The following is a 15,240-nucleotide window of genomic DNA, read 5'->3' as shown; positions in this document are numbered from 1 at the left end:
GTTTATTAATACTCTCGTGTTGTTGGGTTTTTATTGTTCTGTGCTGTTAAATATCAAGGAGTTATCAATTTGTGCTACATAGAAAAAAAGACGCACCGATTTTAAAACCGGTGCGTAATCATCACGAATATGAATTAACTACTGAACTGACGGAACAGCGCTTTACCTTTTAGCAGACTTGAACCGAGCCATCCGCCGCATAAAGAGAGCAGCAATGCTCCACTAAATGGTAATACTACCCACAGTCGCCAGTCTGGCTCCCACGGGAAATCAAACACTTTGGTTTGCAGTACCGCCAACGCTGTTTCCGCACCGATGGCCGCCACCAGTCCGGCAACCATCCCGAGCATGGCGAACTCGCACCACAGCGTGGTACGCAGCAGCTTCTTACCTGCTCCCAGCGTGCGCCAGACCACCAACTCCTGATGACGCTGACGCATCCCGACCTGGACCTGCGCCAATAGCAGCAGCATGCCACAGGCGGTGACCAGTACCACCATCACCTCCAGTGCGCGGCTCACCTGATCCAGCACCTGGCTCACCTGTTTGAGGATGGCGCCAATATCCAGCAGGCTGATGGTCGGGAATTCGCGGTTAAGCTGCGTTAGCATGCCGTTGCCGTTCTCCCAGCGAAAGCTGGTTAACCAGCTTTGCGGCTGAGCATCCAACGCGCCGGAGGGGAAGATAAAGAAGAAGTTGGGCCGCAGGCTTTCCCAGTCCACTTTGCGCAGACTGCTGACCGTGGCGCTGAAATCCTGGGTATCGCCCATAAAAGTCACCCGATCGCCGAGTTTGACGTTCAGCCGTTTCGCTAACCCCTCTTCCATCGACACTTCGCCCGCTTTTGGCGGCCAGCTTCCGGCGGTTATCGGGTTATGATCCGGTCGGGTATCCTGCCAGGTCAGGTTAAGCTCGCGGTTCAGCGCCTCATCCTGATTGCCTTCGGTCGGCTTCTCATTGATAGCCGTCAGACGCGCCCGCACAATCGGATAGAACGATTCCGGGATCACCTGATGCTCGGACAGGAAAGCCTTCAGCGGAACCACCTGCTCGGTGGCAATGTTGATCAGGAAATAGTTCGGACTTTCCGGCGGCATTTGCTGCTGCCAGCGGTCGAGCAGATCGCCGCGCAGCACCAGTAACAACGCCAGCAGCATAAAGGAAAGCGAAAATGCCGATAGCTGGCTGAGCGTTGACCACGGCTGGCGTAACAGTCGACTGACCGCCAAACGCAGCGGCAGTGAGGAGAGCGTCAGACCACGCAGCACGTTGAGCAGCATCCAGCCGAGCACCCCGCACAACAGCGCCAGTACCACCGCACCAGCCAGTACCGCCCACAGCAGTGGACTTCCGCCCATCAGTCCAGCAAGCAGTGCAATCACGACTATCACGACCACCGGCAAATAAAACTTCAGGGGCCAGACGTTTGCCACCACGTCACGGCGCAGCACCCGCAGCGGCTGCGTTGCCAGCAGCAGGCGGTAAGGGCGTAACCCCACCAATAGCGAAATCACCGTCATGGTGCCTAGTGCCCATAACCACGGCCAGGGGCTGGCAGGCGGTAGTTCTCCAGGCAGAACCGGCTTGAGCAGCAGCACCAGCACGCGCTCGAATAACAGTCCGAATAGTCCGCCGGTCACGCCAGACAGCGCCAGCACCATCAGCCATTGACCAACAATCAGCCTGCGTAGTTGCGCTCTGCCCGCGCCGAGGGTTTTCAGAATAGCCACCAGATCGTAACGGCTGCGGCAATAATGGCTCATCGCCACGGCAACCGCGGCGACCGCCAGCAACAGCGTTAACAGCGCCGACAGCAGCAAGAACTGTTGCGAACGCTCAAGTGATTTCCCCAGCGCCCCTTCATCCTGCTCCAGCCCATACCAGCGCTGTTCAGGCTTTAACTGTGGCAGCAGCCACTTTTCATAGGCTTCCAGTTGCGATGGCGTCCCGCCAAATTTATAGCGCCAGGTCACGCGGCTTCCCGGCTGTACCGCCGCTGTTTTTTCGACATCCGCCATGTTCATCATCAGACGCGGTGCTATCTGGAACGGATTAAAACCAGAGTCCGGCTCCTGCACCACCTCCCCGGCAATGCGCAGCGTGGCATCGCCAACGTCGATGGAATCACCGACTTTTAAGTTGAGTAGCGCCATCAGACGTGGGGCCAGCAGCACCGAGCCCGGCTGCGGTTTCAGTCCCGGCGGGTTGGTTTGCAGCGTGCCGTACATCGGATACACATCATCTACCGCTTTGACGTTCGCCAGCTGCGGCGTATCCCGGGCAAAAGTCATGGTGGCAAAGGTGAGCTGTTCGCCCACCTTCAGGCCACGCTGTCGCGCCTCGTCAATCCATGCTTTCGGCACGGTACGCGAACTTTGTAGCGACCGATCGCCCGCCATAAACTCACGGCTTTGCTGGCTCAGCCCTTTTTCCATACGATCGCTGATATTGCCCATCGCCAGCACACAGGCTACCGCCAGGCTCAGCGCCAGCCAGACAATCAGTAGTGAAGGCGAGCGCCATTCGCGCCAGAACCAGCGTGCAATCATGCCTCCTCCTGCAACTGTCCATTCACCAGACGTAAGCGCCTGTCGCAACGCGCCGCCAACTGCGGGTCATGCGTCACCAGAATCAGGGTGGTGCCGTGTTCCCGGTTCAGAGAAAACAACAGGTCGGCTATTTTGTCTCCGGTCTGGCGATCGAGGTTGCCCGTTGGTTCATCGGCAAACAGCACGTCAGGGCGACCGTTAAACGCTCGCGCCAGCGCCACGCGCTGCTGCTCCCCGCCGGAAAGCTGGGCCGGAAGATGATCAAGACGTTTTCCCAGTCCCAGTTGTTCCAACAGCGTTTTTGCCCCGTCACGACTTTTTCCGCTATTTTCGCCGCGCAACAGCGCGGGCAGTTCGACGTTTTCCAGCGCGTTGAGGGTCGGAATTAACATGAATGACTGGAAGACAAAACCCACGTGCCGCGCCCGCAGCTGCGCCCGGGCTTCTTCGTCCATGGTGTGCAGCGCCTGCCCCACCAGGCTGACTTCACCGCTGGTGCCATCGTCAAGCCCGGCGAGAATCGCCAGCAGCGTGGATTTCCCCGATCCCGACTCGCCAATCAACGCAATGGTCTCGGCGCGTTTGACAACCAGTTCAACTCCGGTAAGGATGGATAGCTCATGATCACCCTGACCGACGGATTTCTTAAGATGATGAACTTCAACAATGTTTTCCGCTGGCATTGGCCTTTCCTGTTCCTGGTCCTGTTAACTTTCCGCGCCGCCGCAGCGGACACGTTATTAATTCTGGGTGACAGCCTGAGCGCCGGATACCGAATGTCCGCCAGCGCCGCGTGGCCTGCGCTACTTAATGATAAATGGCAAACCAAAACGCCAGTGGTGAATGCCAGCATTAGCGGCGACACCTCGCAGCAGGGCCTGGCCCGTCTGCCTGCATTACTCAAGCAGCACCAGCCGCGTTGGGTACTGGTCGAACTTGGCGGCAACGATGGCCTGCGCGGCTTTGCGCCTGCGCAAACCGAACAAACCCTGCGCACGATTTTGCAGGACGTGAAAGCGGCAAATGCCGAACCGCTATTAATGCAAATTCGTCTGCCGGCAAACTACGGTCGCCGTTATAATGAAACCTTTAGCGCGATTTATCCAAAGCTCGCCAAAGAGTTTGATATCCCTCTGCTGCCATTTTTCATGGAAGAGGTTTATCTGAAACCCCAGTGGATGCAGGATGATGGTATTCATCCTAACCGTGACGCCCAGCCGTTTATCGCCGACTGGATGGCGCAACATCTCACCCCTTTTCTATCCTAAATAATTCGAGTTGTATGAAGGCGGCAAGTGAGAGAGTTCCCAGGAGCATAGATAACTATGTGACTGGGGTGAGCGAGCGTAGCCAACGCGCAGACAACTTGAAGTATGACGGATATAGTAAATCACGACTCGTAACTCAACGGAGATCCTGACAGGTAAAGTTATGCAAAAATCGGTCTTAATAACAGGATGTTCCAGCGGAATCGGCCTGGAAAGTGCGCTTGAGCTAAAGCGCCAGGGTTTTCAAATTCTGGCAGGCTGTCGCAAACCTGACGATGTCGCGCGTATGAACAGCATGGGATTCACTGGCGTGTTGCTGGATCTGGATTCACCCGAAAGCGTGGATCGTGCCGCCGATGAAGTGATCGCCCTGACCGATAATCATTTATATGGGATCTTTAACAACGCCGGATACGGTGTCTATGGTCCCCTGCCCACCATCAGCCGCGAACAGATGGAACAGCAGTTTTCCGCCAACTTCTTTGGCGCACATCAGCTTACCATGCGCCTGTTACCTGCCATGTTACCCCACGGCGAAGGGCGCATCGTGATGACCTCCTCGGTGATGGGATTGATCTCAACGCCGGGACGCGGCGCCTATGCCGCCAGCAAATATGCACTGGAAGCCTGGTCCGACGCACTGCGTATGGAACTGCGCCACAGCGGGATTAAGGTCAGCCTGATTGAACCCGGCCCCATCCGTACCCGCTTTACCGAAAACGTCAACCAGACCCAGAGCGATGCTCCCGTTGAAAATCCCGGCATTGCCGCGCGTTTTACGCTGGGACCAGAAGCGGTTGTCGCTAAAGTGCGTCATGCGTTTGAGAGCGATAAACCAAAGCTACGTTATCCGGTTACGCTGGTGACCTGGGCAGTGATGCTGCTTAAACGCCTGTTGCCAGGCCGCATAATGGACAAAATTTTACAGGGTTGAGTTGAAGCTCGCGCGTCAGCCCCCATGTAACAAGAAATCGACAAAAGAGAGTAACTCCATGTCCACACAGAATATTGTTAATATTAATGAATCGAACCTGCAGCAGACCCTTGAACAGTCGATGACCACGCCGGTCCTGTTCTATTTTTGGTCTGAGCGCAGCCAGCATTGTCTGCAATTAACGCCGATACTGGAGAGCCTTGCCGCCCAGTATAACGGTCAGTTTATTCTCGCTAAGCTGGACTGCGACGCCGAGCAGATGATCGCCTCCCAGTTTGGTCTGCGCGCGATCCCTACGGTTTATCTGTTCCAGAACGGTCAGCCGGTAGATGGATTCCAGGGCCCGCAACCGGAAGAGGTTATTCGCGCGCTGCTGGAGAAAGTGCTGCCGAGCGAAGAAGAGCTGAAAGCACGCCAGGCTATCGAATTCATCGAAGCCGGTAATCACGCGGATGCGCTGCCGCTGCTGAAAGAAGCCTGGCAGATCTCCAACCAGAGCAGCGAAATCGGTCTGCTGCTGGCGGAAACGCAAATCGCCCTGAACCGTTCTGACGAAGCCGAAGCGGTGCTGAAAACCATTCCGTTGCAGGATCAGGACACCCGCTATCAAGGGCTTATCGCACAGATCGAATTACTGAAGCAGGCCGCTGATACACCGGAAATCCAACAGTTGCAGCAGCAGGTCGCCAGCAATCCACAGGATGCGGCGCTGGCAACGCAGTTGGCTATTCAATTGCACCAGGTCGGACGTAACGAGGAATCGCTGGAATTACTGTTCAGCCACCTGAAGAAAGATCTTACGGCTGCCGATGGTCAGGCACGTAAGACTTTCCAGGAGATCCTTGCCGCACTGGGTACCGGTGATGCGCTGGCCTCGAAGTATCGCCGCCAGCTGTACGCGCTGTTGTACTAATTGGTTCATCATGCCCGATGGCGCTACGCTTATCGGGCTTACAAACACAACCAGCACCTCATTCCCGTCGGCCGGATATGGCGGTAGCCGCCATACGGCATCACATCACGGTTTCTTTAATGGCGTTACCACTAATTGGTGGCGCGAATTATAGAATTTTCGATAGGTTAAGTAGCAGGCGATAATGGTCGACAGGCTGGCGGTTGATAGCAGCATAAACGTCACCATAATCTGATACTTAATCGCTTTTACCGGGTCAATACCTGCAAAGATCAATCCTGACATCATTCCCGGTAAACTCACCAGCCCCACGGTCTTCGCTGAATCAATCGTCGGGATCAGCGAGGCGCGGATGCTGTCGCGAATAAGCGGTGCAGAAGCCACCTTCGGCGTTGCGCCGAGGCTGAGTTTTTCCTGAATTTGCTGCTGCTCGCTGTTAAACCTCTGCCCCAAATTGTTGTAACACAGCCCCACCGCCACCATCGCATTACCTGCAATCATGCCGGAGATCGGGATGACCTGCATCGGCGTGAACTCGATAGAGCCTGACAGAACCAGCACCGAAAGCGTTAGCCCCGCCCCCGCCGTAATGGCAATAAACGACGAGAGAAAAGCTTTATCAATATATTTACTGCGCTTTTGCGCGTTATAGGCCGCGTTAAAGCAGATAAACAGCACCATCAATAAGGTCAGAATGCTATGGTTGACGCCAAAAATATATTTCAGCACGTAGCCCACGATAATAAGCTGAACCACTGCCCGGCAAACGCTCCAGAGAATATCTTTTTCCAGCGCCAGCTTTTCTTTGTTGCTGATCAGTATCGCGACCACCACCAGCATCATCGCTAACGCCAGGGATTCATTGGTAATATTATGCTCGTTCATTGCTGACTTCCTGCATTTCTCCGGCGTGCGGTTGAAGAGTGATGACATTATCCGCGTGATTAATCTCATCTTTATCGTGCGTCACCCACAGCACGGCAATATTCTTGTCGCGAACATAGTGGTGAATTAATTCGTTCACGTTACGTTTGTTGGACTCATCCAGTGCGCTGGTGATTTCATCAAGCAGCAGGATTTTCGGCAGAAACTGCAAATTACGAATTAACGAGACGCGCTGCTTTTCGCCACCAGATAGCTCATTGATATTTTTTTTCAGGATCGTCTCGGGCAACTGAAAACGAGCCAGATCTTCCAGAAACACATCCGGTTCCGGGCGTTTATCGCGGATTTGCCAGGGAAAAATGAGGTTGTCGTAGACGGTGTCACCGAACAAAGCGGGCGTTTGCGCGCAATAAGAGACCTGCTGGCGATAAGCTTCAGGCTTAAGCGTTGATATCTCCTTACCCTCAAAAAGGATTTCACCGGAACTCGGGCTAATTAACGACGCGACTATCTTGAGTAACGTACTTTTACCGCAGCCGGACTGGCCGGTAATCAGCTTAAATTCTCCGGCGCGGAGATCAAAACAGATGTTATTAAGAATCTGCGTCGCCCCTGCCTGCCATGCGACATTTTTTAACTGAAGCAGAATGCTGCTTTCTTCCATTACCAATCCCTTTTTACATCTTTCGTGCAGATAGTCTATCCCTGTAATTTATTATAGGGGAGCCCACCTTGATAAATCGGGTATAATTTGACTAATGAGGCAGTAAAGGACAGCACAACAGGAGGTTTCATCAATGCTCATTTTTATTCCTATTCTTATTTTTGTCGCGCTGGTGATCGTCGGCGCAGGCGTCAAAATCGTCCCGCAGGGATATCAGTGGACGGTAGAGCGTTTTGGCCGTTACACCAAAACCCTGCAACCGGGTTTAAGCCTTGTTGTACCGTTCATGGACCGCATTGGTCGTAAGATCAATATGATGGAACAGGTGCTTGATATCCCCTCTCAGGAAGTCATCTCCAAAGATAACGCCAACGTCTCGATTGATGCTGTGTGCTTCATTCAGGTGATCGACGCGCCGAAAGCCGCGTATGAAGTCAGCAACCTGGAACTGGCGATCATCAACCTGACCATGACCAACATTCGTACTGTTCTCGGCTCGATGGAGCTCGATGAAATGCTCTCCCAGCGCGACAACATCAACACGCGCCTGCTGCATATCGTTGATGAGGCAACCAATCCCTGGGGCATCAAAATCACCCGTATTGAGATCCGCGACGTGCGTCCTCCGGCAGAACTTATCGACGCCATGAACGCGCAAATGAAAGCCGAACGTACCAAGCGCGCCTACATTCTTGAAGCCGAAGGGATCCGTCAGGCAGAAATCGTCAAGGCCGAAGGTGAGAAGCAGTCGAAAATCCTCATCGCGGAAGGTGAACGTCAGTCCGCATTTTTACAGGCTGAAGCGCGTGAACGTTCCGCAGAAGCAGAAGCCCGCGCAACACAGATGGTGTCTGAAGCCATTGCCGCCGGGGATATTCAGGCCGTGAACTACTTCGTGGCGCAGAAATACACCGAAGCGCTGCAGCATATCGGCTCGTCGAATAACAGCAAAGTGGTGATGATGCCGCTGGATGCCAGCAGCCTGATGGGTTCCATTGCCGGGATCGCCGAACTGGTTAAGGACAGCGCCAGCGAGCGGAAAAAATCATGATAGCGATGATTCTGGTGCACCCGCATATCTTCTGGCTCAGCCTCGGGGGTCTGTTACTGGCCGCCGAGATGCTGGGCGGCAACGGCTATCTGCTGTGGAGCGGCGTGGCAGCGGTGATTACCGGTCTGGTCATCTGGCTCGTTCCACTAGACTGGGCGTGGCAGGGGGCAATGTTCGCTGCCCTCACCTTGCTGGCAGCCTGGCTGTGGTGGAAGTGGCTGGCAAGACGCGTTCAGGAGCAGCAGCCGGCCGACAGCCATCTTAACCAACGTGGACAACAGTTAGTTGGCCGTCGATTTACTCTGGAAACTAACCTGGTCAATGGTCGCGGACATATGCGCGTCGACGACAGTTCCTGGCCCGTTAGCGCCCGTGACGATTTGAGCGCCGGAACGCAGGTTGAAGTCATTGCCGTTGAGGGAATAACCCTGATTATAAAAGCGGTATCACACTAAAAAGACAGGAATTAAGACTATGGTCAGGAAGACACCCCTTGCCTTTGCCCTTTGCACATTGCTGACCGCCACCCCGCAGGCATTCGCTTCGTTCGATATGGAAGACTGCAAATGGAGCGACGACAGCTGCCTGCTGAAGGGAACGCCGACCTTTAACCCTGAAAACGACAGCCGCGACAACCTGCTGCGGCTGCTGAGCCAGGAAAAATCATTTGTTCTGCCCGTGCAGTCGATGCCCGCAGACATCACTCGCTCCCGAGATTTCTATTTTGCCTATCACCCGCAATGGGATGAGGCTGCCCCGCAAACAGCGGCAGCTCAGGCATCCGCCGCGGACAGTCCTCTCTCCCGACAGATGGCCGAGCTGAACATTAGCGCCGACGAAATAAACATCAATGACGCTGAGCTAGAGAACCGTCATGTTTCGAATAATACCGGGAGCGTTAGCGCCTTTTTTGCCGCGCTGTTGGCCGATTCCACATTAACAGCGGAACAGCGTCAGGCTTTAGCCCAGGCGCGTACAGGACTGCTTTCTGGGGCAACCCGCGAGCAAATTGAGTCTTCTCTTGCCACCTTCCCGGCAGATTCTCAAGCTCTGCCCTATAAAAGCTATCTGGCAGCAGCCGCCAGTTTCTATGCCGGTGATTATGCCAGTGCCGAACGGGATTTCACTCAGCTTGCTACAAGCGACCGTCCGTGGTTAGCAGAGACCGCGCAATACATGCTGATGCGCACGGCGTTGAACAGGAGCAGTCAGAACAGTGTGGGCGAGTACGGCGATTTTGATATTGCGAAAATTAACCGCGAGGATGCCACTCAGGCTCAAGAGTTGGCGCAGGCCTATCTGCAGCGTTTTCCCCAAGGACTCTACGCTGACTCTTCACGAGGCATGTTGCGTCGCATCAACTGGTATTTACAGTCATGGCCGCAGCTGGCCGGGTTGTATGAACAGACTTTGCAGCAGTCGGCAGACGCACGGCAACTGCGCGAAAATGTCATCGAATACGATAATGTCTATGGCATGGCGTTCTACGACCAGTCCGTCGTTGAGTCCTTCCCCGACGCGCCGCGAGTCAGCTATATCGAACTACTACGCGCGCTGCGCCTGGATAACAATAACAAACCGACACTGACGCAGGCACAGCTCGACGCCAGCAAACCGGTGTTTGAACAAAGCCAAAAACTGCCGCTATGGCGCGATCTGCAACTGAATCTGTGGCTGGCAACGGGCAACTACGCGGCAATTATTCAGGCAGTTACGCCAGCGCAGAAACTTGCCGCTCACGATACCCTCGCCTTCAGCGAACAGGTGCTGTACGGCGAAGCGTTGATGGGCCAGAAGAAATGGGCCGAGGCGCGCGATTTTTGGCAGCAGTTGTTAAAACTCAGCCAGGATAACGAACAGCAGCAATATGTGCAGGCTAAGCTCACTGCGACGCTGGTATATAGCGGCGACGTGGCGGCAGTTTTCGCACCGAATAGCGCGGTGACCAACCTGCGCTTTCGTTCGCAGGTACTGAAAACGCAGGCCACACCAGAACTGCTGCGCCAGCAGGCCGTTCATGGCCCGAATAACGAAGAGCGTACCATTGCGTTGCATACGCTGCTGGTGCGGGATCTAACAGAGAATCGTTTTGGCGACTGGCTTACTGACAGAAAGCTGGCCAGCGCGATTACATCACCGGTCATTGGCGAAGCGTTTGATGACGTTAACCTGAGCATATTCGACTGGAATGGCGACACGGCGCAGGCGGGTTATACGTGCCGCAGCCTCAATGAAACGGTAACGGTATTGAGCAAAAAAGCGGATGATGCTCACGCGCTGAACTGCCTTGGCGAATTCTTCCGCACCACGCAAACACATGTCGACCTGTGGAAAAGCAGCGCTGGCAACGACGTGCTTGAATCAGCTATCTCGCGCAAGAAACCGTTCGGCCAGTTCGACAGACAGAGCTACTACCAGCAGGTAATCACCTCACCCACCGCGGAAGTCGAAGATAAGAGCTTCGCGCTGTATCGCGCCATCATGTGCTATGCGCCATCAGGCGCTAACGAATGTGGCGGAGAAGACGTGGACAAATTGCAGCGTAAGGGCTGGTTCACCCAACTGAAAACGCAGTATCCGGGAAGCCCGTGGGCGCAAAAACTCAAATATTACTGGTAACCGCACTGCTTCTCGGCCAGGCACAGGCGGCGGATATCGTCGCCGCCCGTGAACATTCAGCCTTCTGGCTGTGGTCTGGGGTGAAAGCCAGTGACGAGCTGAAAGACGCGCAAACGGTTTATCTGCACCAGGGCGAGGTACTGGTTCGTTCCGGTAACGTGGTGTTCCAGCGCCTCGGACTGCCGGTCAGTCGTCTGTCTTTTCCCTCAATCTGGCTGACCGTACGCTTTACAACCCTCGACGTACCGGAAGAGATCCCGGCGCGTATCATACGGTTGATGCAGCGCTGGCAGACCGCCGGGAATCACGTCGTCGGCCTGCAGGTTGATTTTGACGCTGCGACCCATCAACTGACCGACTACGCCCGCTTTCTGCAGCAACTGCGCCAACAGCTCCCGGCCGAGTTTGCGCTAGGCGTAACCGGACTACTGGATTGGGCAAAAACGGGCGACGTCGCTACGCTGAACGCGTTGGCGGTCGATGAACTGGTGGTGCAAAGCTATCAGGGGCGTCGCACGGTGACGAATTATCAGGCGTATCTACCCGCGCTGAGCCGCCTGCGCATTCCATTTAAGCTGGGACTGGTGCAAAACGGTAGCCGAGATCCACTGGCTGAAGCGCAGCTTGAGAAATCTCCGTGGTACCGCGGTACGGTGGTGTTTATGCTTAATCCTTCTCGCCGTTAAGCCTTCGCTTTGTGATGGCAGCAGCCGGAGAGATTATCCATAATCGGACATTCAGCGCTGTCATCACCCGGGCAACTGTCCGCCAGCGCCAGTAAATGCAAGCGCATGGCCTGCAGCTCACTGATATGCCGCTCAATATCCGCCACCTTTTCCAGGGTGCGCTTTTTCACATCCGCGCTGTGACGCGCCGGATCGTTAAACAGGTTTACCAGCTCGCCGCACTCTTCCAGGTTAAACCCAACCTGCCGCGCCTGACGCAGCAACGTCAGTTCATTCAGATGCTGTTGGTTGTAAGTGCGATAGCCATTGTCACTACGCAGCGGCGGCGTCACCAGTCCTTTCTCTTCATAAAAGCGAATGGCTTTGCTGGTTAAACCGGTTTTTTTCGCAACATCGCTAATATTCACATTTCCCCCGCGGTGCTTGTTGGTGCTGAGCCACATTATAGCCCAGATTGCCGTAATCATTTACCCGAGAAATCTGCACATTATAAGCCAACAAAGAGATGAATAAATCCTTTCTATTCACATTGTTATACCCGATACAGATCACATTTCAGTATTTATTGACCGTACAAAATTGACTCAAATCAAAAGATATATTGGTTATGCATCTTTCATATTGAACAAAGGGAAACATTTTTATATACAAATGCGAATGATAATGATGATCATTTACATTTAATAAAGGTTCTCTTATGTTGCCACGGATTAACCAAAGACCATTTATTCTTTCAGCCCTGACATTATGCATGTCCGGCGCTGCTTCTGCAGCTACCTCTACAACACACGCTTCAGCGCCCGACGATGATACGGTGATCGTCACGGCTAACCGCTCTGAAAGTAGTCTCTGGGATAGCCCGGCAACTATTCAGGTTATCGATCGCCAGACGCTGCAAAACTCCACCAGCGTTTCTATTGCTGATGATTTACAAGATATTCCCGGCGTCGAAGTCACCGATAACGCCCTCGCTGGCCGGAAACAAATTCGTATCCGTGGCGAAGCCTCTTCGCGGGTGCTGATTTTGATCGACGGCCAGGTCGTCAGCTACCAGCGCGCCGGGCAAAACTACGGAGCCGGTTTGCTGATTGACGAATCCGCGCTGGAACGGATTGAAGTAGTAAAAGGCCCCTACTCTGTCCTTTACGGTTCGCAGGCGATTGGCGGTGTCGTAAACTTTATTACCAAAAAAGGCGGCGATAAGCCTCTCGGCGGCAGCGTTAAGGCCGTTTATAACTCCGCAACGGCAGGATGGGAAGAATCAGCAGCAGCCTGGGGCAGCATCGGAAACTTTGACTACCGCATCAATGGCAGCTATTCCGACCAGGGGGACCGCGATACACCTGACGGGAGATTGCCCGACACCAATTTCCGTAATAACGGCCAGGGCGTGTGGCTTGGCTACAATTTCGATCGCCATAAAATCGGACTCTCCCTCGATCGTTACAAACTGTCTACTCAAACCTGGTTTGACGATCCAGAGGGCCAGTTCGACGACTTTAGCGTCAAAATACCTAAGCTGGAACGCGAGAAAATCGGTCTTTTCTACGACTACGCGGCTGGCGGGGATTACCTGAGGAAAATCCATGTTGACGCATACACCCAGACAATAGAGCGCAAATTTGAAAACCGGGTCAAAACGACTCAGGTAATCCCCAGCCCGGCGATTAAAGCGCTGACGATAAACAATCAAACCAATACCAACGACAAACAGTATACCCAGGGGGTAACGCTGCAGGGCAATTTCTCCCTTCCCGCGAACAACGAGCTGGTGATTGGCACTCAATATCAGCATGACAAAATCAAACAGGACACAGACGGCAGTATGCGCCAGACCGCAGCTACCGGCTTCTTCGATACGCAAACCCGCACCCTGTCATACAACGAAGCGGAGCAAAGCAACACCTCATTGTTCGCGCAAAACGACTGGCGCTTTGCCGATGACTGGACCTGGACCGTAGGCGCACGCCAGTACTGGCTGTCTTCGAAGCTCAATCGCAACGATACGCAAACCCTGCAAAGCAGCGGCAGCACCTGGCATTCCACCGGGGGAAATTCAGTACACGATGATGAACTGGTGACCTCAACCAGCCTACGCTATTCCGGTTTTAAAGATCTTGAACTCCGGGCAGCATATGCCCAGGGCTATGTTTTCCCCACGTTGACTCAGTTGTTTATGCAGACGTCCGCAGGCGGAAGCGTGACCTACGGCAACCCAAACCTGAAGGCGGAACACTCGAATAACTATGAGCTGGGCGCACGGTATAAAGGGAATATGTGGCTGATTGACGGCGCCATTTATTACTCCGAAGCCAAAGACTATATCGCCAGCCTGGCCTGTTCAGGCCAACCCGTTTGCAGCGGTAATACCACCTCTTCACGGGGCGGCTATTACTACTACGAAAACATCGATCGGGCCAAAACCTGGGGCATGGAACTCACCGCAGAATACAACGGCTGGGCGGTTTCACCTTACCTGAGCGGTAATCTCATTCGCCGTCAGTACGAAGGCAATACCCTAAAAACCTGGGATACCGGCGAACCCACGCTGACCGGGCGTGTCGGCCTGAAACATACCTGGTTGATGAATGTCGCTAACGTGACGTCCGATGCCTTTATCCGCGCGGCGTCCAGCGCTAAAGATAATACCGGCACCACGGAAATCAACTACCCAGGCTGGGCCACACTTAACCTCGCATTCAACACCGAGTTCGGTCCGCAGGACCAGTATCAGGTCAACCTCGCGCTCAACAACCTGACCGATAAGCGTTACAGAACCGCACATGAATCTATTCCAGATGCTGGTTTCAATGCCGCCGTTGGCTTTGCGTGGAATTTCTGACGATGAAAAAACTCATGATTGGCTTACTGAGCCTCGCCTGCGTTTTCAGTGCCCAGTCCGCCGACCGCCTGGTGGTGGCGGGCGGCTCGCTTAGTGAACTGGTATACGCCATGGGCGTCGGCAACCGGGTGGTTGGCGTTGATGAAACCACCTCGTATCCGCCCGAAACTGCCGCACTCCCGCATATCGGCTACTGGAAGCAGTTAAGCAGCGAGGGCATTTTGTCGCTCCATCCGGACAGCTTTATCACCTGGCAGGATGCAGGTCCCCAAATCGTGTTGGATCAGTTGCGGGCGCAAAAGGTTAACGTCGTGACGTTGCCGCGCGTACCGGCCACCGTCGAACAGATGTACGCCAACATTCGAGAACTGGCGACAACACTGCACATTCCTGACCAAGGTGAGGCGCTAGTCAATCGCCTGCAGCAACGTCTGGAGCGTATTAAGCACAGCGTGGCGGCGAAAAACGCGCCGGTCAAAGCCATGTTCATTCTCTCTGCTGGCGGCAGCGCACCTCAGATCGCCGGAAAAGGCAGCGTTGCCGATGCCATTATGACCCTCGCAGGCGCACAAAATGTCGCCACCCATGCGCAGTATAAAAGCTACAGCGCGGAGTCACTGATCGCCGCCAACCCGGAGGTGATCGTGGTGACGTCGCAAATGGTCGATGGCGGTCCGGCTCGCCTGAGCGCGATTGCCGGTATTACCCACACTGCGGCCTGGAAAAACCAGCGCATTGTGGCGGTAGACCAGGCGCTGATTCTGGGAATGGGACCACGCGTCGCCGATGCGGTTGAAGCCCTGCACCAGCAATTCTGGCCTCACTAACT

14 protein-coding genes are annotated in these 15,240 nt (G+C 54.4%); 9 read left to right on the top strand and 5 right to left on the bottom strand.

Annotated features, from left to right (window positions below; genetic code table 11):
* Positions 1-134 precede the first annotated feature (134 nt).
* Together ybbP and ybbA are read right to left on the bottom strand one after the other, a co-directional pair.
* Positions 135-2,549, bottom strand: a complete 2,415-nt coding sequence (ybbP, locus tag OGX97_RS16345) for a putative ABC transporter permease subunit YbbP (RefSeq protein WP_279850405.1) — start codon at positions 2,547-2,549, stop codon at positions 135-137.
* Positions 2,546-3,232 (bottom strand): putative ABC transporter ATP-binding protein YbbA, encoded by a 687-nt coding sequence (gene ybbA / locus OGX97_RS16340; RefSeq protein ID WP_008783992.1) that lies wholly within the window; start codon positions 3,230-3,232, stop codon positions 2,546-2,548. Before ybbA ends, ybbP begins: the two co-directional genes overlap by 4 nt.
* On the opposite strand from ybbA, the gene tesA reads away from it, so the two are divergent.
* From tesA to OGX97_RS16325, 3 genes are all read left to right on the top strand, one after another.
* Positions 3,200-3,817 (top strand): multifunctional acyl-CoA thioesterase I/protease I/lysophospholipase L1, encoded by a 618-nt coding sequence (gene tesA, locus OGX97_RS16335; RefSeq protein WP_087051704.1) that lies wholly within the window; start codon positions 3,200-3,202, stop codon positions 3,815-3,817. The two genes, ybbA and tesA, sit on opposite strands and share 33 nt — an antisense overlap.
* A 163-nt stretch (positions 3,818-3,980) precedes the next feature.
* On the top strand, positions 3,981-4,751 hold the full coding sequence (locus OGX97_RS16330) for an SDR family oxidoreductase (protein WP_279850404.1): 771 nt from the start codon (positions 3,981-3,983) through the stop codon (positions 4,749-4,751).
* A gap of 58 nt (positions 4,752-4,809) precedes the next feature.
* Positions 4,810-5,664 (top strand): co-chaperone YbbN, encoded by an 855-nt coding sequence (locus OGX97_RS16325; protein ID WP_242457619.1) that lies wholly within the window; start codon positions 4,810-4,812, stop codon positions 5,662-5,664.
* A 105-nt stretch (positions 5,665-5,769) separates the two neighbouring features.
* On the opposite strand, the gene fetB is transcribed toward OGX97_RS16325, so the two are convergent.
* Both fetB and fetA read right to left on the bottom strand, forming a co-directional pair.
* A complete protein-coding gene (fetB, locus tag OGX97_RS16320) occupies positions 5,770-6,549 on the bottom strand; it encodes an iron efflux ABC transporter permease subunit FetB (RefSeq protein WP_048214769.1) in 780 nt (259 codons plus the stop codon).
* Positions 6,536-7,213: an iron efflux ABC transporter ATP-binding subunit FetA gene (gene fetA, locus OGX97_RS16315; RefSeq protein ID WP_048214770.1), complete on the bottom strand. Its 678-nt coding sequence runs from the start codon at positions 7,211-7,213 to the stop codon at positions 6,536-6,538. The genes fetB and fetA overlap by 14 nt, the downstream gene beginning before the upstream one ends.
* Positions 7,214-7,346: 133 nt before the next feature.
* Here fetA and OGX97_RS16310 point away from each other — a divergent pair, with 133 nt between their 5' ends.
* The 4 genes from OGX97_RS16310 to OGX97_RS16295 are packed head-to-tail and all read left to right on the top strand — an operon-like array spanning position 7,347 to position 11,569.
* Entirely contained in the window at positions 7,347-8,264 is a 918-nt protein-coding gene (locus OGX97_RS16310) for an SPFH domain-containing protein (protein WP_003831073.1), read from the top strand.
* Positions 8,261-8,719 carry an NfeD family protein gene (locus OGX97_RS16305; protein WP_279850401.1) on the top strand — a complete coding sequence of 153 codons (459 nt, stop codon included), beginning with the start codon at positions 8,261-8,263 and terminating at the stop codon, positions 8,717-8,719. The genes OGX97_RS16310 and OGX97_RS16305 overlap by 4 nt, the downstream gene beginning before the upstream one ends.
* A gap of 19 nt (positions 8,720-8,738) precedes the next feature.
* Positions 8,739-10,883: a hypothetical protein gene (locus OGX97_RS16300; protein WP_279850400.1), complete on the top strand. Its 2,145-nt coding sequence runs from the start codon at positions 8,739-8,741 to the stop codon at positions 10,881-10,883.
* Positions 10,853-11,569, top strand: a complete 717-nt coding sequence (locus OGX97_RS16295) for a DUF3142 domain-containing protein (RefSeq protein WP_153753641.1) — start codon at positions 10,853-10,855, stop codon at positions 11,567-11,569. Before OGX97_RS16300 ends, OGX97_RS16295 begins: the two co-directional genes overlap by 31 nt.
* Here OGX97_RS16295 and cueR read toward each other — a convergent pair.
* Entirely contained in the window at positions 11,566-11,976 is a 411-nt protein-coding gene (gene cueR / locus OGX97_RS16290) for a Cu(I)-responsive transcriptional regulator (protein WP_008783984.1), read from the bottom strand. The genes OGX97_RS16295 and cueR overlap by 4 nt on opposite strands.
* A gap of 290 nt (positions 11,977-12,266) precedes the next feature.
* Between cueR and OGX97_RS16285 the strand changes: the two genes are divergently transcribed.
* Together OGX97_RS16285 and OGX97_RS16280 are read left to right on the top strand one after the other, a co-directional pair.
* The gene (locus OGX97_RS16285; protein ID WP_279850399.1) at positions 12,267-14,411 is read left to right on the top strand and encodes a TonB-dependent receptor plug domain-containing protein; all 2,145 of its coding nucleotides are present in this window, start codon (positions 12,267-12,269) and stop codon (positions 14,409-14,411) included.
* A gap of 2 nt (positions 14,412-14,413) precedes the next feature.
* Positions 14,414-15,238, top strand: a complete 825-nt coding sequence (locus OGX97_RS16280; RefSeq protein WP_057067782.1) for a heme/hemin ABC transporter substrate-binding protein — start codon at positions 14,414-14,416, stop codon at positions 15,236-15,238.
* The last annotated feature ends 2 nt before the right edge of the window (positions 15,239-15,240 follow it).

It is taken from the genome of Citrobacter sp. Cpo061, assembly GCF_030332845.1.
Classification (GTDB): Bacteria; Pseudomonadota; Gammaproteobacteria; order Enterobacterales; family Enterobacteriaceae; genus Citrobacter; species Citrobacter portucalensis.
Note: the sequence above shows the minus strand (reverse complement) of the source record. Positions and strands in the feature narration are given on the sequence as shown.